Annotated in this window: 14 protein-coding genes and 3 pseudogenes; 9 read left to right on the top strand and 8 right to left on the bottom strand. The window is 53.6% G+C overall.

What is annotated here, in order from left to right:
* Positions 1–115 precede the first annotated feature (115 nt).
* The 3 genes from ACQ86O_RS23360 to ACQ86O_RS23350 form a co-directional block, all read right to left on the bottom strand.
* A complete protein-coding gene (locus tag ACQ86O_RS23360) occupies positions 116–319 on the bottom strand; it encodes a hypothetical protein (protein ID WP_431223067.1) in 204 nt (67 codons plus the stop codon).
* 289 nt (positions 320–608) lie between these two features.
* Positions 609–1,079, bottom strand: a complete 471-nt coding sequence (gene cynS / locus ACQ86O_RS23355; RefSeq protein WP_431223066.1) for a cyanase — start codon at positions 1,077–1,079, stop codon at positions 609–611.
* A gap of 149 nt (positions 1,080–1,228) precedes the next feature.
* Positions 1,229–1,882, bottom strand: a complete 654-nt coding sequence (locus ACQ86O_RS23350) for a carbonic anhydrase (RefSeq protein WP_431223065.1) — start codon at positions 1,880–1,882, stop codon at positions 1,229–1,231.
* A gap of 120 nt (positions 1,883–2,002) precedes the next feature.
* Between ACQ86O_RS23350 and cynR the strand changes: the two genes are divergently transcribed.
* The 3 genes from cynR (at position 2,003) to ACQ86O_RS23335 (ending at position 5,554) form a co-directional block, all read left to right on the top strand.
* Positions 2,003–2,890 (top strand): transcriptional regulator CynR, encoded by an 888-nt coding sequence (cynR, locus tag ACQ86O_RS23345; protein WP_431223064.1) that lies wholly within the window; start codon positions 2,003–2,005, stop codon positions 2,888–2,890.
* 288 nt (positions 2,891–3,178) lie between these two features.
* A complete protein-coding gene (locus tag ACQ86O_RS23340; protein ID WP_431223063.1) occupies positions 3,179–3,412 on the top strand; it encodes a DUF1240 domain-containing protein in 234 nt (77 codons plus the stop codon).
* Between the two features lie 549 nt (positions 3,413–3,961).
* Positions 3,962–5,554 (top strand): ABC-F family ATPase, encoded by a 1,593-nt coding sequence (locus tag ACQ86O_RS23335; protein ID WP_431223062.1) that lies wholly within the window; start codon positions 3,962–3,964, stop codon positions 5,552–5,554.
* Positions 5,555–5,617: 63 nt separating this feature from the next.
* On the opposite strand, the pseudogene moeB reads toward ACQ86O_RS23335, so the two are convergent.
* Positions 5,618–6,366: pseudogene (gene moeB / locus ACQ86O_RS23330) on the bottom strand (molybdopterin-synthase adenylyltransferase MoeB).
* Between the two features lie 2 nt (positions 6,367–6,368).
* Positions 6,369–7,606: pseudogene (gene moeA, locus ACQ86O_RS23325) on the bottom strand (molybdopterin molybdotransferase MoeA).
* A 292-nt stretch (positions 7,607–7,898) separates the two neighbouring features.
* On the opposite strand from moeA, the gene ACQ86O_RS23320 reads away from it, so the two are divergent.
* From ACQ86O_RS23320 to gsiD, 6 genes are all read left to right on the top strand, one after another.
* Positions 7,899–8,435 (top strand): DUF924 family protein, encoded by a 537-nt coding sequence (locus tag ACQ86O_RS23320; protein ID WP_431225808.1) that lies wholly within the window; start codon positions 7,899–7,901, stop codon positions 8,433–8,435.
* A gap of 403 nt (positions 8,436–8,838) precedes the next feature.
* Complete coding sequence (locus tag ACQ86O_RS23315) at positions 8,839–9,798, top strand: isoaspartyl peptidase/L-asparaginase family protein (RefSeq protein WP_431223061.1); 960 nt, start codon at positions 8,839–8,841, stop codon at positions 9,796–9,798.
* 19 nt (positions 9,799–9,817) lie between these two features.
* Positions 9,818–11,695 carry a dipeptide ABC transporter ATP-binding protein gene (locus ACQ86O_RS23310; RefSeq protein ID WP_431223060.1) on the top strand — a complete coding sequence of 626 codons (1,878 nt, stop codon included), beginning with the start codon at positions 9,818–9,820 and terminating at the stop codon, positions 11,693–11,695.
* A 24-nt stretch (positions 11,696–11,719) separates the two neighbouring features.
* Positions 11,720–13,255, top strand: coding sequence for a glutathione ABC transporter substrate-binding protein GsiB (gene gsiB, locus ACQ86O_RS23305; RefSeq protein ID WP_431223059.1), 1,536 nt, complete (start codon positions 11,720–11,722; stop codon positions 13,253–13,255).
* Between the two features lie 58 nt (positions 13,256–13,313).
* On the top strand, positions 13,314–14,234 hold the full coding sequence (gene gsiC / locus ACQ86O_RS23300) for a glutathione ABC transporter permease GsiC (protein ID WP_431223058.1): 921 nt from the start codon (positions 13,314–13,316) through the stop codon (positions 14,232–14,234).
* A gap of 9 nt (positions 14,235–14,243) precedes the next feature.
* Positions 14,244–15,152 (top strand): glutathione ABC transporter permease GsiD, encoded by a 909-nt coding sequence (gene gsiD, locus ACQ86O_RS23295; protein ID WP_431223057.1) that lies wholly within the window; start codon positions 14,244–14,246, stop codon positions 15,150–15,152.
* 48 nt (positions 15,153–15,200) lie between these two features.
* Here gsiD and fghA read toward each other — a convergent pair whose 3' ends face one another.
* From fghA to ptrR, 3 genes and pseudogenes are all read right to left on the bottom strand, one after another.
* Positions 15,201–16,043, bottom strand: a complete 843-nt coding sequence (fghA, locus tag ACQ86O_RS23290; RefSeq protein ID WP_431223056.1) for an S-formylglutathione hydrolase — start codon at positions 16,041–16,043, stop codon at positions 15,201–15,203.
* A gap of 15 nt (positions 16,044–16,058) precedes the next feature.
* Positions 16,059–17,182 (bottom strand): annotated as a pseudogene (locus ACQ86O_RS23285) (S-(hydroxymethyl)glutathione dehydrogenase/class III alcohol dehydrogenase).
* A complete protein-coding gene (gene ptrR, locus ACQ86O_RS23280) occupies positions 17,179–18,126 on the bottom strand; it encodes a putrescine utilization regulator PtrR (RefSeq protein WP_431223055.1) in 948 nt (315 codons plus the stop codon). The pseudogene ACQ86O_RS23285 and the gene ptrR overlap by 4 nt, the downstream one beginning before the upstream one ends.
* Positions 18,127–18,221: the final 95 nt, after the last annotated feature.

The raw sequence follows: 18,221 nt of genomic DNA, 5'->3' as shown, positions 1-18,221 counted from the left end.
TAGAATAAATTTATCTCGGTATAGAGGGTGAATAGTAACAATAAGCGTTGCGACAGAAGGCAATAATTTTAAAGGATACGGCACTTCTGCACCGTATCCTTAATGACGCGGCTTTTTATAACAGGCAGTTATTCATGTTAACCACTTCACGGATGACAGAGGAATCACCAAACTTATTGGAGCAGTCTGAGTATCTGTAACAATTTACCTGATTGCCCGGATTCTCCTTTTTATACACCGATGTGCAGCTCATTTCATCCGGCACCAGGAAAAGCCCGCCAATGATATTCTCAGCCTTGGATGAGGCTAATTTTTTCATAAAATATCCTTATTCAATTCATTAAACCAGAGTGATGTATGAATATCTTTTCAAATCAACACATTGTAATTATAGTGATTAATTAATTTATCAGTCAACCGTGATGTATTTGTATACCCTTATTTCGGGAAATTTCCTGTTTATGTCTTGCTTAAATCCTTTATAAGTAAAAAAGGAGGCGGCACCATTATCCGCCCCCTAATATAGGTTTTCTTCTAATGCTTTCACGTATTTTAATTGGTTGAGATAATAACTCAATGGCCGATTAATACATATTTATTCGCGGTTATCAGAACGGTTTAGTTGGCAAGTATTTGCCATCCAACGTGATCACTGCGCGTTCACCCCCTTCGGGATCCTGGACTTTTTTGATATCCAGTTTGAAGTTAATCGCGCTGATCACACCGTCACCAAACTGCTCATGAACCAGGGCTTTCAGCGTTGAACCGTAGATTTGCACCATCTCGTAGAAACGGTAAATGGTGGGATCGGTTGGCACTCCGCCAGGGATGCTGCCGCGCAATGGGATGGTTTGCAGCAAACGCACTGCGTCTTCGTCCAGATCCAGTTTTGTTGCCACCCGGCGGGCCGCCTGTTCTGGTAATGGGTGCTGGCCCAGCAAAGCGGCTGTCACGAACGCCAGACTTAAACCAGTCCCTTGATTAATGGCCTCAAAGGTCAGGTTTTTACGGATTTTGGCATCCAGAATAGTATCGGTGAGTGTCTGGCGAGTTAAAGCGGTATGTAATGACTGTGTCATATTGACTCCGAATATTCCCGTCGTCTTTCAAGCCGCAGCGTTGTTACCGCACTCATTCACCCCAGTCACTGACTGAGTCAGCTCCAGGGGATGAGTCATCTGAGTAACTGGCTGCAATTTGAAATCCATAGGGTATGGGGTTGAAATAATTAAAAACGTTGAATAGAAGGGCTAGCTGTCACCCTCGGGTTGCTTGCCAGCGGTACAAAGCGGCGGGTATTACCATCCAGAGCGTCAATGCAACCGGTAGCAATATCGTAGACCCAACCATGTAACTTAAGGTTGCCGCGATCGAGCGCCAGAGCGACCGAAGGATGAGTCTTGAGGTTAGTGAGTTGCGCAATCACGTTTTCACGCACCATCGCGTTGATTTGCTCATGTTCACTGGCATGTTCGTTGGCCTGATTTACCGCCTTGGCGGCATCGGCGTAGCGCAACCAATGGGCAACGGTAGGCATGTGATCAAGGCATTTGCAGGTAGCAATGGCGGTCATGGCCCCGCAATCTGAATGGCCACAGATGACAATGTCTTCCACGCCCAGCTCGGCAACGGCATATTCCACTGAGGCCGAGACACCGCCCGGTTCTGGTCCGAAGGACGGGACGATGTTGCCCGCATTACGGATCACGAACAGATCGCCCGGTTCGCGTTGGGTAATCAGTTCCGGTACCAGACGGCTGTCGGAACATGAGATGAAAAGGGTATGAGGGCTCTGGCTGTTCGCCAGGCGTTTGAACAATTCTGTACGCTCAACAAAGGCTTCACGCTGGAATTTGAGAAAACCGTCAATTACCTCTTGCATATTATCTCCATCAATTTGTTGCCTGCTCATCAATGAGTGCAAGAATGGATTTTTCTGGCTATAGGGTCCAAGACTTATTTATAATAATGTCCATAGTTTTTACCAATAGTTTGAGGCGTTATGTTACTTCGGCACATTCGTTACTTTTTGGCGGTGGCAGAGCAGGGGAATTTCACCAGAGCGGCCGAGGTGTTACATGTCTCTCAACCCACTTTGTCACAACAAATCAAACAGTTGGAAGAGTCTCTGCAAACAACGCTGTTTGATCGTTCGGGGCGGAAAGTGCAACTAACGGATGCCGGTGAGGCCTGGATGCGTTACGCCCGCCTGGCGTTGCAGGATTTGGATGCCGGAAAGCGGGCGATCCAGGACGTTGCAACGCTGGAGCGTGGCAGCCTGCGCCTGGCAATGACGCCCACCTTTACTGCCTATCTGATTGGCCCGCTGGTTGACCGTTTCTTTCGGCTTTACCCTGGCATTACGCTGAATATCCAGGAGATGACGCAGGATAAGATAGAGACATTGCTTTGCGACGATAGTCTGGATATCGGTATCGCTTTCGATCCTGTTCAGTCGCTAGATATAGAAGCCAGCATGTTGTTTACGGAGAGGTTGCAACTGGTGGTGGGTGAAGGGCATCACCTCGCCAATCGCCGCGATACCCTGAGCGCGCTTGAGCTGCAACAACTGCCAATGGTGCTGCTGAACCGTGATTTCGCCACACGCATTTACGTGGATGACTATTGCCAACACCAAAGTATTACTCCATACGTAGCGATGGAGGCCAACGCAATTGGTGCCATCGTGGAAATTGTGCGCCGGGGCCAGCTTGCCACCATTTTGCCGCAGGCCATTGCGCGGGATAATCCGCTTTTACGACCAATCCCTCTGGCGATCCCGATGCCTGCACGTAACGCGTTGCTGTTACAGCGCAAAGAAGGTTATCGCAGTGCTGCTGTGCGGGCATTTATTGAGATGTTAAATGAATTGGCGTTAGAAATGCGCTGAATACGTTCCCTTGATCCCGATTTTCGGCTATTTTGGCCCTAGGCTGAGTGCCGCATTTTCAAATAAAACGCTTATTTCATTCATTGTTTGAATTTCATTTTTATTAAAAATAGTTATTGCGCATGCGTTTTTTGCAATTAGAGATAATGAAATCAATTATCTGCTACCAGGCGGGCCACTTTAGCCATAATCATTAAATAAAATCGAATGTGGGTCTGATAAAAATCATAGGATCCCGTTCTGTTATCGTCTATAACACCTTGGTGTAGACTCAATTGAAGGGATTCAATGCTGATGAAATCCCATCTGGTATCTTATTCGGCAATAACAGATAAACAAGCGAAGATGAATAATAAATTAGCGAGTTCATTAGCTATTTTAGCAATAATTGGCACCATTATTAGTTTGTTTACATCGATATATATCGATAATAAGCTTAAAGGTAATGGGTATGACGTATGTCAAAGAACATCTTGGATGGCGCCTGATAAATTTGTAAAAGAGATAAGTTTATGCTCATGATGACAATAAACAAGCACGTTTTCTCAAGTGTGCTTGACACCAAATGAATAGACCTTATCGTCCCTCAACCATTTGTTGATGTACTCACGGTTAGGCAGAAACATGGCCAAGAACCGTTTAATAAAATAGTATCATTTGTGGAGAAAGAGCTAAATGGGAAAAAAATTTAAAGACAAAGTGTGTTTCACTATAGCAAACACTCTGATTCACTTGCTAGGCTCCATCGGCTTTCTGCTATGCGTGTATTTCTTTTTTCATTTTGACACAATAATGGAGAGAGTGCTTTATATCGGCGGCACAATCATTGCTACTGTCACATTAGCTTATGTTATTCCCATTGATAAGAATTACTCGCCTGCTCAGCCAGGGGCAGGCGAGTAACAAAAAATAAGCGCTGTAATGGCATTTGACTTTGTATGGTTATTAGGCGCAAGTCGGTTAACGTTTATTTGCGCTCAAATATCAACCAAAAATCCCCGCGATCTCTCACCGCCGTTATGGCATAATGCGCGCCAAATCACATTCCCAATTAAATTAAGAGCGAGCGCTGTGTTAAGCACTAACAATATCACTATGCAGTTCGGCAGTAAGCCATTGTTTGAAAACATCTCTGTCAAGTTTGGCGGCGGTAACCGTTATGGTCTGATCGGGGCCAACGGCTGCGGCAAATCGACGTTCATGAAAATCCTCGGCGGCGATCTGGTGCCGAGCGGCGGTAACGTGTTCCTGGATCCGAATGAGCGCCTGGGTAAACTGCGCCAGGATCAGTTCGCTTTTGAACAGTTCAGCGTGCTGGATACCGTGATCATGGGCCACACGGAACTGTGGGCGGTGAAGGAAGAGCGCGATCGCATCTACGCCATGGCGGAGATGAGCGAAGAAGACGGCTATAAAGTGGCCGATCTGGAAGTGGCCTATGGCGAGATGGATGGTTACACCGCTGAAGCACGTGCCGGTGAGCTGTTGCTTGGCGTGGGGATCCCGGTTGAACAGCATTACGGCCCGATGAGCGAGATCGCTCCAGGCTTCAAACTGCGTGTCTTGCTGGCGCAGGCGCTGTTCTCTGATCCCGAAATCCTGCTGCTTGACGAACCAACCAACAACCTGGATATCGATACCATCCGCTGGCTGGAGCAGGTGCTGAACGAACGTAACAGCACCATGATTATTATTTCGCACGATCGTCACTTCCTGAACATGGTTTGTACCCACATGGCGGATCTGGACTACGGCGAACTGCGCGTGTATCCGGGTAACTACGACGAATATATGACGGCAGCAACCCAGGCGCGTGAGCGCTTGATGGCCGACAACGCCAAGAAGAAGGCGCAGATCAACGAACTGCAGTCATTCGTCAGCCGCTTTAGCGCCAATGCTTCCAAATCTAAACAGGCCACTTCTCGTGCCCGCCAGATTGACAAGATCCAGTTGGACGAAGTGAAAGCCTCTAGCCGCCAGAACCCGTTTATTCGTTTCGAGCAGGACAAAAAGCTGTTCCGTAATGCGCTGGAAGTGGAAGCGTTGGCAAAAGGTTTCGATAACGGCCCTCTGTTCAGTAAATTCAACCTGATGGTTGAAGTGGGCGAGAAAGTCGCCATCCTGGGGCCTAACGGTATCGGTAAATCTACCTTGCTGAAAACGCTGGTAGGTGACGTGCAGCCAGATAACGGCACCGTGAAATGGTCTGAAAACGCCAAGATCGGCTACTACGCTCAGGATCACGAATACGAATTCGACGATACCCAGACCGTGTTTGACTGGATGAGCCAGTGGAAGCAGGAAAAGGACGATGAGCAAGCAGTGCGCAGCGTGCTTGGACGTCTGCTTTTCAGCCAGGATGATATCAAGAAGCGCGTGAAGGTGCTGTCTGGTGGTGAGAAAGGCCGCATGCTGTTTGGCAAGTTGATGATGCAGCGTCCTAATATCCTGATTATGGATGAACCTACCAACCACATGGATATGGAATCCATCGAGTCGCTGAACATGGCGTTGGAAATGTACGAAGGCACCCTGATCTTCGTTTCCCACGACCGTGAGTTCGTCAGCTCTTTGGCAACCCGCATTCTGGAAATGACACCGAACAAGGTGATCGACTTCACCGGCAACTACGAAGATTATCTGCGTAGCCAGGGTATTGTCTGATTCAGCACCGCTGAAAGCTTATGGGCCGTCGTGACGGCCCATTTTTTAATCTTTTCTGATCGCTCAGCCACACACTTCACATCGTGGATCTTTAGGCAGTTTCATTTCGCGAAACTGCATGCTCATGGCATCAAACATCAGCAATTTACCCACCAGCGGCTGGCCATATCCCGCCAATAGCTTGATGGCTTCCATTGCCTGCAAGGTGCCGATGGTGCCCACCAAGGGGGCCATGACACCGGCTTCTACGCAGGTAAGGGCATTTTCGCCAAACAGTCTGCTCAGGCAACGGTAACAGGGTTCTTCGGGCTGATAGGTAAATACGCTGAGTTGGCCTTCCATGCGGATGGCGGCACCGGAAATCAGCGGCTTGCTCTGCGCATGGCAAAGGCGGTTCAGCATATCGCGGGTGGCCACATTATCGGTACAGTCCAGCACCACATCACAAGCGGCGATCTGCTGCGCCATCTGCTCGTCGTCCAACTGATTGCTAAAGGTATCGATATGGATATGCGGATTTATCGCGCTCAGCTCGATGCGTGATGACTCCACCTTTGCCATGCCAATGCGCGCATCCCGGTGAAGGATCTGGCGCTGCAGATTGGAAAGAGAAACGGTGTCGAAATCAACCAATGTCAGATGGCCAACGCCAGCGGCTGCCAGATAGGGGCTGCGGCGCAGCCTAACCCGCCGAGCCCGACGATCAGCACATGTGCGGCCTTGAGCTTTTCCTGGCCGTCAAAGTCAAAGCCCCGCAGCACAATCTGGCGGTTATAGCGCAGCGTTTCTGCATCGGTCAGTTCCGGCAGCATAATCAGTTCCTCAACAGGGCATTGAAAGGTTCGATCTCTACCATTTCACCGGCGGCTACCGAACCGCGATCGCGTTCCAGCACGATAAAGCAGTTACCCTGGCTGAAGGAACTGAATACATGCGAGCCTTGATGGCCGGTGGTGCTCACTTCCAGTTCGCCAGCGGCGTTGCTGCTGAATATGCCGCGTTGGAAATCCAGGCGGCCCGGCGATTTTTTCAGTGGCGTCAAAGCGCGCGCTTTCAGGCGGGCTGGTTTTTGCCATTCGCTGTGGCCAGCCAGTTTTGCCAGCAGCGGCTGCACCAACTGGTAAAAGGTCAATACGGCAGAAACAGGGTTACCGGGCAGGCCGCAGAACCAGGCGTGCTGGAGTTTACCGAAAGCAAAAGGCTTGCCGGGTTTGATGGCCAGCTTCCAGAAGCCGATTTTACCGAGTTCGTCCAGCATCTGTTTGGTGTAATCGGCCTCACCGACGGAAACACCGCCGCTGCTGATCACCACATCGGCTTCGCTGTCAGCCTTGATAAAGGCGGCGCGTAACGCCTCCTGATTATCGCGGATGATCCCCAGATCGATCACGGTGCAACCGAGCTGTTCCAGCATCAGGCGCACGGCAAAGCGGTTGGTATCGTAAATTTGCCCGGCTTGTAAAGGCTGGCCGACAGGTTGTAGTTCGTCGCCTGTTGAGAAAACCGCCACGTTGAGCTTGCGCATTACCTGAACATTGGCAACGCCCAGTGATGCCAGCAAAGGCAACTGGGCTGCACCCAGTTTTACCCCGGTGGGCAGGACATTGGCCCCACGCAGGATATCTTCACCCGCAAGACGGATATTTTGCCCCACTTTTACTGGCGCAGTGAAAAGCACACCAGCCTCACTCACCTGTGCCTGCTCTTGCATGATCACGGCCTCGCTTCCTGCCGGGATAGGGGCACCGGTCATGATGCGGATGCAGGTATTCGCTGGCCAAACGTCGCTAAATGGCGCCCCGGCAAACGCCTTGCCCGCTACTGGCAGGGGGTGTTGCTGCTCAAATCGGCCATACGCACCGCGTAGCCGTCCATCGCAGAATTGGCGAAGGGCGGGACATCAATGGGGGAAATCACTGGAGCGGCGGTAATTCGCCCCGCGGCGTTGGTCAGCGCGATAGATTCGGTCTGTTGCAATGGCGTGATTTGGGAGAGCATTTTCTCCAGCGCCTGCTCAAGGGAAATGAGGTCAGAAGTATGGCAATGGTCCATAAAGAAAGCTCCGTAATCAGCGTGTCATGCTGGTCATTCAAGCAATAAAAAGCTCAATAATCAGCGGTCTGTATGTGGCAACGTTCCTCTTCCATTGGGAGAGGAACCCATGCGTAATGATCAGCCCCCTGTCTGGGGGAGGGGCCTTGGCTGGGTGTTCTTTTTACCCTCCCCTAAACCCTCTTCCCGAAGGGGAGGGCAAATGCACAATAATCAGTGTGCACGAAAAAATAGCGGTAAAGTGGGGGTATTATGAAGGATGCTATGCTGAAGTAAACAATGGGAGGCGATGATGCACAGACAGATTTTAGACTTTTGGTTCGAAGAGATTGACCCGGTGATGTGGTTTAAAAAGGACGATGAGTTCGACCGTTTGCTACATACGCGTTTCGGCCAGCTGTGGCACGCAGCGGCCCAGGGCGAGCTGGCACATTGGCGGGATACCGTCCATGGCAGGCTGGCGGAAATTATCGTACTCGACCAATTCAGCCGTAACCTGTTTCGCAATACGCCACGCTCCTTTTCCTGCGATGGAATGGCGCTGGTGCTGGCGCAGGAAGCGATCGCCAGCGGGTTATGTGAAACTTTGAGCATTGAACAGCGTGGTTTTCTCTACTTGCCTTTTATGCATTCCGAATCGGCGGCAATCCACCAGCAGGCCTTGGTGCTATTTAGCGAATTAAATAACGGCGATCAGCTGGAATTTGAATTACGTCATAAAGCGATTATTGACCGTTTCGGTCGATATCCGCATCGCAACGCGATATTAGGCCGAGAATCCACGCTAGAAGAGCTGGAGTTTTTGCAACAGCCAGGTTCCGGTTTTTGAATATTAGAGCATTCTGACCACGGGTGATGAATAAACCGGTGGGTTATTTTAACAATACCTGGAGCAGCGAATAATCCGTTGTTTATATTCCATTAAATTCTTACAAAGGTCAAAACAATCTATACCCCAGGAATTTCAAATGACAGCCAGGTGCCCCGCTATCTCATCCCTGGAGCTGGGGATGAGAGAATGCAGGGAACGACGCTGTAGCTTGAAAGGCGACGGGTATTAAACAGACTATGCTTAACGCGGGTTGGCCAGTTTGCGCTTTACATCACTTGCCGCGCTAAATATAGTCGAAACGGGCAGAATAATAATTATCCCCCTGTTTTTCACGTTGCGACCCGCGGTGGCAATTTGAATTATCGCGGGTGTCTCAGGATTAACACAGGGTGTCAGATCAATGAGCAAACCAGTGATTGCCATTCATGGTGGCGCGGGAGCAATTACCCGTGCGGCATTGAGTGCCGAAAAGGAACAGGATTATATTCAGGCGCTTTCCGACATTGTTGCCGCTGGCCAGGCTATTTTGGCCCAGGGAGGCAGTGCGCTGGATGCGGTGACGCAAGCGGTAAGATTGCTGGAAGAGTGCCCACTGTTCAATGCTGGCAAGGGTGCGGTATTTACCCATCAGGGGACCCATGAACTGGACGCCTGCGTGATGGATGGCCGAACCTGTGATGCCGGAGCGGTAGCCGGAGTCAGCCGAATACGTAATCCGGTGCTGGCTGCACGTGCCGTGCTGGAAAACAGCAGTCACGTGTTATTTGGCGCAGAAGGGGCAGAAAAGTTTGCTGCCGCTCACGGCCTGGAAATGGTCGATCCCACTTTTTTCTTTACCCAGGAACGTTTTGACCAACTGCACCGCGCTCAAGCGGATCAGGGCCGGGTGCTGCTCAATCACGACGGTGCAGCGGCTCTGGGCGGTGAACCGCTGGATCCCGATCGTAAATTTGGCACCGTAGGCGCGGTGGCGCTGGATGCCTTGGGCAATCTGGCGGCAGCCACATCAACCGGCGGTATGACGAACAAACAGGCCGGGCGCATTGGCGATACGCCGATTATTGGTGCAGGTTGCTATGCCAATAACGCCACGGTGGCGGTTTCCAGCACCGGTACCGGCGAAGTCTTTATGCGAAGCGTCGCGGCTTATGATGTTTCCGCATTGATTGAATATGCCGGGTTAAGCCTGCAACAGGCTTGTGACAAAGTGGTGATGGAAAAGCTGTTGGCGATGGGCGGCAGCGGTGGCCTGATTGCCATCGATCGCTTTGGCAACGTAGCGTTGCCGTTCAACAGCGAAGGTATGTACCGCGGCTTTGGCTATGTCGGTGATGCCCCTTCAATCGGTATCTATCGCTGAACGCTTACCGGGAGGCCGCATGACCGATACCCTCATCTCGCCACAGGCCGATAGCGGGCTGATGTTGTTGCCGCAGCGGGTGTTGGCGGTGAATAATCTTGGCGTGCAGTTCCGCCAGGAAGGCGAGGTGGTGGAAGCGGTGCGCCATCTGGCCTTTGAGGTGGATCGTGGTGAAACTCTGGCTATCGTCGGCGAGTCTGGCTCGGGCAAGTCGGTCACTTCGCTGGCCTTGATGCGCCTGGTGGAGCAGGGCGGCGGCGAGTTGACCAGCGGCACGATGCATTTTCGTCGCCGTAATGGCCAGGTGCTCGATCTGGCCAAGGCGAAGCAGAGCACTTTGCGCACCCTGCGCGGTGCCGATATGGCGATGATCTTTCAAGAACCCATGACCTCGCTTAACCCGGTGTTCCCGGTGGGGGAGCAGATCGCCGAATCTTTAAGATTGCATCAGGGCATGGACCATCGCAGCGCCAAGCGTGAAGCCTTGAATATGCTCGATCTGGTGCGCATTCCTGAAGCCCGGAACGTACTTGGCCGCTATCCGCACCAGCTTTCTGGCGGCATGCGCCAGCGGGTGATGATCGCAATGGCCCTGTCGTGCAAACCCGCATTACTGATTGCCGATGAACCCACCACCGCGCTGGATGTCACCATTCAGGCGCAGATTTTGCAGTTGATCCGCGTGTTGCAGCAGGAAATGCAGATGGGGGTGATCTTCATCACCCATGATATGGGTGTGGTGGCAGAAATTGCCGATCGGGTGCTGGTGATGCACCAGGGGGAGAAGGTCGAACAGGGGAACGTGCGTTCACTGTTTGCCGCCCCACAGCAGGCCTATACGCAGGCGCTGTTGGCGGCGGTACCGCAATTGGGCGCTATGGCCAATAAAGACTTCCCGGCTAAATTCCCCTTGCCGGGGATCGAAGAAAATAACCAGCCGCAAGACACGATCCCTGCGGGAGCGGCACCAATCCTGCAGGTGCGGGATCTGGTCACGCGTTTTGACTTGCGCAGCGGGGTTTTCAACCGCGTCACACGCCGTGTCCATGCGGTCGAGAACGTCAGCTTTGAACTCTACCCTGGTGAAACGCTGGGGCTGGTGGGGGAGTCTGGCTGCGGCAAATCCACCACAGGCCGTTCCCTGCTAAAGCTGGTCGACAGCCAGCACGGCACTATCATGTTCAATGGCCAACAGATTAATCAGTTGAAAGGCGCAGCCCTGCAGCATTTGCGGCGTGATATTCAATTTATCTTTCAAGATCCTTACGCTTCCCTCGATCCGCGCCTGACCGTAGGGTTCTCGATTATGGAACCGTTGCTGGTGCATAACGTTGCACGCGGCCAGGCAGCAGAAAAACGGGTGGCGTGGCTTTTGGAACGCGTGGGGCTAAAACCGGAGCATGCGCACCGTTATCCGCATGAGTTTTCCGGTGGGCAACGCCAGCGTATCTGCATTGCGCGTGCGTTGGCGCTCAACCCGAAAGTGGTGATTGCTGACGAAGCGGTTTCCGCGCTGGACGTATCGATACAGGCGCAGATCGTCAACCTGCTGCTCGATTTGCAGCGTGAGTTGGGGATCGCATTTCTGTTTATTTCCCATGATATGGCGGTAGTGGAACGCGTCAGTCACCGCGTGGCGGTGATGTACCTCGGCCAGATTGTTGAGATTGGCCCGCGCCGTGCCGTATTCGAAAACCCGCAGCATGCCTATACCCGTAAGCTGATGGCCGCCGTTCCGGTGGCCGATCCTGCCCATGCGCATAAACGCCAGCCGCTGCTGGTGGATGAGATACCCAGCCCAATCCGTGCGCTGGGCGACGAACCCGTTACCGCACCTTTAGTGCAGGTGGGGCCAGGGCATTTTGTGGCCCGTCACCCTATCGCCGGTGCCTTTTAGCCTTGCCTCAGGAGAGAAAGCAATATGACTAAGCACACATTCAAGCGTCATGTTTTGGCCACCGTACTGCTGGCCGCCGCTACCGGCCCAGCCTGGGCAGCCAAGGATGCGGTAATAGCCGTGGCCTCTAACTTCACGACCCTCGATCCTTATGATGCCAACGACACCTTATCTCAGGCGGTAGCCAAATCCTTCTATCAGGGATTGTTCGGCTTTGATAAAGACATGAAGCTGGTGAACGTGCTGGCAGACGGCTATGAGGTGAGCAAAGATGGCCTGACCTATACCGTCAAGCTTCATCCGCAGGTGAAGTTCCACGACGGCACCGCGTTTGATGCCGAGGCGGTGAAGGTTAACCTGGATCGTGCCAGTAACCCGGATAACCACCTCAAGCGCTATAACCTGTTCAAGATGATTGATAAAACCGAGGTGGTGGACCCGGCGACGGTCAAAATCGTGCTGAAAGCGCCATTCTCGGCGTTTATCAACAACCTGGCGCACCCGGCGGCAGTGATGATCTCGCCTGCGGCGCTCAAGCAATATGGCAAGGAGATCGGTTTCCACCCGGTTGGCACCGGCCCTTATCAGTTTGACATCTGGAACCAGACCGACTATGTGAAAGTGAAGAAATTCGACGGTTACTGGAAAGCGGGCTTACCGAAGCTGGACAGCATCACCTGGCGTCCGGTGGTGGATAACAACACCCGTGCGGCAATGCTGCAAACCGGCGAAGCGACCTTTGCCTTCCCGATCCCTTATGAGCAAGCCAAGGTGCTGGAGAAAAACGACAAGCTGGATTTGGTGGCGGCTCCGTCGATCCTGCAACGTTACATCAGTATGAACGTCACGCAGAAACCTTTCGATAACCCGAAAGTCCGTCAGGCGCTGAACTATGCCATCAACAAAGAGGCGTTGATCAAAGTCGCCTTCTCTGGCTTTGCCGTTCCGGCGGAAGGCCCGGTGCCACCGGCAATCGACTTTGCCACGCGTTATAATCCTTGGCCATACAATCCGGACAAGGCGCGTGAACTGCTGAAAGAAGCGGGTTATCCGAACGGCTTCACCACCCAGTTGTGGTCTTCCCATAACCACAGCACCGCGCAGAAAGTGCTGCAGTTTGCCCAGCAACAACTGGCGCAGGTTGGGGTGAAGGTCACGGTGACCGCGATGGACGCTGGCCAGCGTGCGGCACAGGTAGAAAGTGTGGGCGTGAAAGAGACTGGCGTGCGCATGTTCTACACCGGCTGGTCTGCCTCAACCGGCGAAGCCGATTGGGCACTGACCCCACTATTTGCTACCCAGTCGGCCCCACCGAAGCAGTTCAACACCGCATTTTACAGCAATCCGCAGGTAGACAAGGCGCTGGCCGATGCGTTGGCCACCACCGATCGCGCCCAAAAACAGGCATTATATAAAGATGCCCAGGATCGCATCTGGGCAGATGCCCCGTGGATCTTCCTGGTGACCGAACGCCTGCTCTCGGCCAACAACAAACAGCTGAGCGGTTTTTACGTGATGCCAGACACCTCGTTTAGCTTTGATAACGCGGATTTGAAATAAGAGACTGATCGCCGCCTTTCCGCTGTAGGGAAAGGCGGCGTGAGGGGATTTATGCGCAATGCTTAATTACTTTCTTAAACGCCTGCTGGGCCTGATCCCGACGCTGCTGATCGTGGCGGTATTGGTGTTTTTGTTCGTCCATATGCTGCCTGGCGATCCGGCACGGCTGGTGGCCGGGCAGGATGCAGATGAAGCCGTTGTCCAATTGGTGCGCCAGGATCTGGGGCTGGATAAACCGCTGCCACAACAGTTTGTGCGTTTCTTTGTGAATATTCTGCAAGGCGATTTTGGCACGTCGATGGTTTCCAAACGCCCGGTGAGTGAAGAAATCGCCTCGCGTTTTATGCCCACTTTCTGGCTTACCGTCACCAGCATGGTATGGGCGGTGATCTTTGGTATGGCTATCGGCATGGTATCCGCCGTGTGGCGTAACCGCTGGCCGGATCGGCTGGGGATGACCTTGGCGGTCTCCGGCATCTCTTTCCCGGCCTTTGCGTTGGGGATGCTGCTGATGCAGGTTTTTTCGGTCAATCTCGGTTGGCTGCCCACGGTCGGGGCCGATAGCTGGCGGCACTACATCCTGCCCTCCATTACGCTTGGCGCTGCGGTGGCGGCGGTGATGGCCCGTTTTACCCGTGCCTCGTTTGTGGAGGTGATGCAGGAGGATTACATGCGCACCGCTCGCGCCAAAGGTGTGCGGGAGCCGTTGGTGATCGTCAAACACGGGCTGCGCAACGCCATGATCCCGGTGGTCACCATGATGGGGTTACAGTTTGGTTTTCTGCTCGGCGGCTCGATTGTGGTCGAGAAAGTGTTCAACTGGCCAGGGCTAGGGCGTTTGCTGGTGGACTCGGTGGAAATGCGTGATTATCCGGTGATCCAGGCAGAAGTATTGCTGTTCTCACTGGAGTTTATTTTGATCAACCTGTTGGTGGATATGCTGTATGCGGCCATCAACCCTTCGATTCGCTACAAATAGGCAGGCCGCATGATCAAGTATTGGCGGCGTAATGCCGCACTCAAGGCAATGCCGGTGGTTAACACGCATGCGGTGCGCACCCCGTGGCGTGAGTTCTGGCGCCGTTTTCGTCGCCAGCATGTAGCGATGGCGGCCGGGCTGTTGGTGTTATTGCTGGTCGCTGCCGCGCTGCTGGCACCTTATCTGGTGCCCTATGATGCCGAAAACTACTTCGATTACGATCGCTTGAATGAGGGCCCTTCATGGGTGCATTTGCTGGGGGTTGATTCGCTGGGCCGTGATATTTTCAGCCGTATTCTGATGGGGGCACGCATTTCCTTGGCCGCCGGTGTGTTCTCGGTTCTGGTGGGGGGCGCGATAGGCACGCTGCTCGGGCTACTGGCGGGATATTACGAAGGTTGGTGGGATCGCATTGTGATGCGTATCAGCGACGTGCTGTTTGCTTTCCCCGGCATTCTGTTAGCGATTGGGGTCGTGGCGATCATGGGCAGCGGAATGGCCAACGTGATTGTGGCCGTGGCTATATTCAGCATCCCGGCGTTCGCCCGTTTGGTCCGTGGCAATACGCTGGTGCTGAAACACCTGACTTATATCGAATCGGCGCGCAGCATCGGTGCTTCTGATTGGACTATCATTCTGCGGCATATCCTGCCTGGCACCATCTCTTCTATCGTGGTGTATTTCACCATGCGGATTGGTACTTCGATTATCACCGCTGCCAGCCTTTCGTTTCTTGGTTTGGGTGCGCAACCGCCGACGCCGGAATGGGGGGCAATGCTCAATGAAGCTCGGGCGGATATGGTGATTGCTCCGCACGTGGCAATTTTCCCGAGCCTGGCTATTTTCCTCACCGTGCTGGCGTTTAACCTGCTGGGTGATGGGCTGCGCGATGCGCTGGATCCCAAGCTGAAAGGATGAATATCGAGGCGTATTGGTCCCCTCTCCTTCAGGAGAGGGGACCAACACTCAGCGGAACAGATGCTCCGCATGAAAACGCAGATGATCTTCAATAAACGTAGCGATGGTGAAGTAGCTATGGTCGTAACCTGGCTGAATGCGCAAGGTTAACGGCCAATCGCGCTGGCGCGCCAGTTCGGCCAGTTTTGCCGGTTGCAGTTGATCCGCCAGGAACTGATCGCCGTCTCCCTGATCGACCAGTACCGGTAGTTTCTCTGCGCCGTTGGCCAGCAGGTGACAACTGTCATACTGCAACCACTGGCTTTCGTCACTGCCCAGATAGGCTGTCAAGGCCTTACGGCCCCACGGCACCTGACAAGGGTTGACGATAGGGGCAAAGGCCGACACCGAGCGGAAACGCTGCGGGTGACGTAGAGCCATCATCAGGGCACCATGGCCACCCATCGAATGGCCAGAGATAGACTGCCGATCGCTGACGCTGAAATGCTGTTTGATCAGCGCAGGCAACTCATCGCTGATGTAATCAAACATACGAAAATGCTTATCCCACGGAGCCTGGGTGGCGTTGAGATAAAACCCCGCCCCCTGGCCCAGATCGTAACCTTCATCGTTTGGCACCTCATCCCCACGTGGGCTGGTATCTGCCATCACCAGCACCAGGCCTAATTCAGCGGCAACGCGCTGAGCACCGGCTTTCAGGGTGAAGTTTTCATCATTGCAGGTCAGCCCTGAAAGCCAATACAACACCGGCGGCGGGTTATCATCGCGTGGTGGCGGCAGATAGATGCTGAAAGTCATGTTGCAATTCAGGCTCTGCGCCGCATGGCGGTAACGTTGTTGCCAGCCACCGAACATGCGGTGCTCTTCGAGAAGTTCTAATGACGGGTACATCTTCTGCCTCCTGGCTTATTTATCGAAATGGATCACGGAACGGATAGACTTGCCTTCATGCATCAGGTCGAACGCGTCGTTAATCTGCTCCAGCCCCAGGGTGTGGGTGATAAAGTCATTCAGCGCAAATTCGCCATCCATATAGCGTTGTACAATGCCTGGCAACTGGCTGCGGCCTTTCACCCCACCAAAGGCCGAACCGCGCCAGACGCGCCCGGTAACCAGTTGGAATGGGCGGGTAGCAATCTCCTCACCTGCACCGGCAACGCCAATAATCACCGACTCCCCCAACCTTTGTGGCAGCATTCCAACGCAGAGCGCATCACGTTGACGTTGCCGATGCACTCAAAGGAGAAATCGACGCCGCCGTCGGTCAATTCAACGATCACTTCCTGAATCGGCTTGTCGTAATCTTTCGGGTTAATCAGGTCGGTTGCGCCCAGCTTGCGGGCCAGTTCGAACTTGCTGGTGTTGATATCAATGCCGATAATGCGGCTGGCACCGGCCATCTGTGCGCCGATGATCGCCGAAAGGCCGATACCGCCCAGGCCGAAGATTGCCACGGTATCGCCAGCTTTTACCTTGGCGGTATTCAGCACGGCACCCATGCCGGTGGTGACGCCACAACCGAGCAGACAGACTTCTTCCAGCGGGGCTTCTTTACTGATTTTTGCCAGTGAGATTTCCGGTACGACGGTGCGCTCGGCAAAGGTGGAAGTGCCCATATAGTGGAAGATCGGCTTGCCATCCTTAAAGAAGCGGGTGGTGCCGTCTGGCATCAACCCCTTGCCCTGAGTGGTGCGAATGGCCTGGCACAGGTTGGTTTTACCCGATTTACAGAACTTACATTCACCGCATTCCGGCGTGTACAACGGGATCACATGATCGCCGACGGCAACGCTGGTGACTCCCTCACCAATGGCTTCGACGATCCCGCCGCCTTCGTGGCCAAGAATCGCCGGAAATACGCCTTCCGGATCCTTGCCGGAAAGCGTGTAGGCATCGGTGTGGCAAACGCCGGTGGCGACGATCCGAACCAGCACTTCACCTTTCTGTGGCGGCATCAGATCGACTTCTTCAATCGTCAGCGGCTGGTTAGGGCCCCAAGCCACGGCGGCGCGGGTTTTAATCATTTTCATTCGATTTTCCTCTTCTGGATAGGCTTTAATTCTCGTGGCACTGGCTCTGTCAACGGCGTGGACTCGGCGCCCACCTCCTTGATTTCGGCCTGTTCTATAATCAGTTCTTTCAAAGCACGCACGTTTGGCCCGAACGCATCGCGCCGCCATAACAGCCAGGTGGCGGTCTCGGCAATATCTGCCGGGAGTGCATGGACTTTAACCCGTTGATAGCCCGGCAGCAGGCTCAGCACCGAGTGCGGGATCATCGCTAAACCGGCCCCGCTGGCGACGCAGGCCAGCATGGCATGATAAGACTGGATCTCCATGACTGGGCCTGGGATTGAGCCATCTCGCTTGAACCAGGATTCCAGCCGCAGGCGATAGGAGCAACTGGCGCGGAAGGCAAACAGGGTTTCCCCCTTGGCATCCTGAGCCGTTGCAATGGGGGCATGATCCAGGCAGGAGATGACCACCATACGTTCCGGGAAAGCGATACAGCCGTTTAACTCGTCATGCTGTAATGGGCCATCCACCAGCGCGGCGGCCAGCGTGCCTGCACGCACACGCTCGGTGATCTCCCCCGAGGTGCCGGTGGTCAGAGAAAGCGAAACCTGTGGAAATCGCTGGTGGTAAGCTGCCAGCAAGGTGGGCAATCTGGTGGCTGCCGTACTCTCCATTGAGCCTAGCGCAAAGTTGCCAGCGGGTTTACCGGCGTGGGTGATACTCATCGCTTCTTCACTCAGTGCCAGGATCCGTTGGGCGTAGCAAAGAAAATTATGGCCCATCGGCGAGAGCCGCAGACGCTGCTTCTCTCGAATGAACAGATCGGTGCCCAGTTCCAGCTCGAGCTGGCGCAGGCGCGTGGTCAGGTTTGACGGCACGCGATGCAGTTGCTCGGCTGCGCGGGCGACGGAGCCGGTTTCGGCCACGCTGCAGAACATGCGCAATTGGGTCAGATCCATAACTTTCTCTTTTCGTGATGAACTTGATAAGCATTATTCAGTTTTTGTGAGTTTAATACTGCGGCATGATAGTCGCAACTTTCTTTTAACAGGCT

Origin of the sequence: Serratia sp. L9, assembly GCF_050632285.1 — a bacterium.
Taxonomy (GTDB): domain Bacteria; phylum Pseudomonadota; class Gammaproteobacteria; order Enterobacterales; family Enterobacteriaceae; genus Chania.
The sequence above is the reverse complement of the archived record's forward strand: the minus strand, read 5'-3'. Positions and strand labels throughout refer to the sequence as shown.

What these genes read in the sequence shown, in the direction of transcription:
- gsiC (WP_431223058.1), top strand. Translation starts at nt 13,314, where the DNA reads ATGCTTAATTACTTTCTTAAACGCCTGCTGGGCCTGATCCCGACGCTG.
- gsiB (WP_431223059.1), top strand. Translation starts at nt 11,720, where the DNA reads ATGACTAAGCACACATTCAAGCGTCATGTTTTGGCCACCGTACTGCTG.
- gsiD (WP_431223057.1), top strand. Translation starts at nt 14,244, where the DNA reads ATGATCAAGTATTGGCGGCGTAATGCCGCACTCAAGGCAATGCCGGTG.
- ptrR (WP_431223055.1), bottom strand. Translation starts at nt 18,126, where the DNA reads ATGGATCTGACCCAATTGCGCATGTTCTGCAGCGTGGCCGAAACCGGC.
- ACQ86O_RS23360 (WP_431223067.1), bottom strand. Translation starts at nt 319, where the DNA reads ATGAAAAAATTAGCCTCATCCAAGGCTGAGAATATCATTGGCGGGCTT.
- cynS (WP_431223066.1), bottom strand. Translation starts at nt 1,079, where the DNA reads ATGACACAGTCATTACATACCGCTTTAACTCGCCAGACACTCACCGAT.
- ACQ86O_RS23310 (WP_431223060.1), top strand. Translation starts at nt 9,818, where the DNA reads ATGACCGATACCCTCATCTCGCCACAGGCCGATAGCGGGCTGATGTTG.
- ACQ86O_RS23315 (WP_431223061.1), top strand. Translation starts at nt 8,839, where the DNA reads ATGAGCAAACCAGTGATTGCCATTCATGGTGGCGCGGGAGCAATTACC.
- cynR (WP_431223064.1), top strand. Translation starts at nt 2,003, where the DNA reads ATGTTACTTCGGCACATTCGTTACTTTTTGGCGGTGGCAGAGCAGGGG.
- ACQ86O_RS23340 (WP_431223063.1), top strand. Translation starts at nt 3,179, where the DNA reads ATGCTGATGAAATCCCATCTGGTATCTTATTCGGCAATAACAGATAAA.
- fghA (WP_431223056.1), bottom strand. Translation starts at nt 16,043, where the DNA reads ATGTACCCGTCATTAGAACTTCTCGAAGAGCACCGCATGTTCGGTGGC.
- ACQ86O_RS23320 (WP_431225808.1), top strand. Translation starts at nt 7,899, where the DNA reads ATGCACAGACAGATTTTAGACTTTTGGTTCGAAGAGATTGACCCGGTG.
- ACQ86O_RS23350 (WP_431223065.1), bottom strand. Translation starts at nt 1,882, where the DNA reads ATGCAAGAGGTAATTGACGGTTTTCTCAAATTCCAGCGTGAAGCCTTT.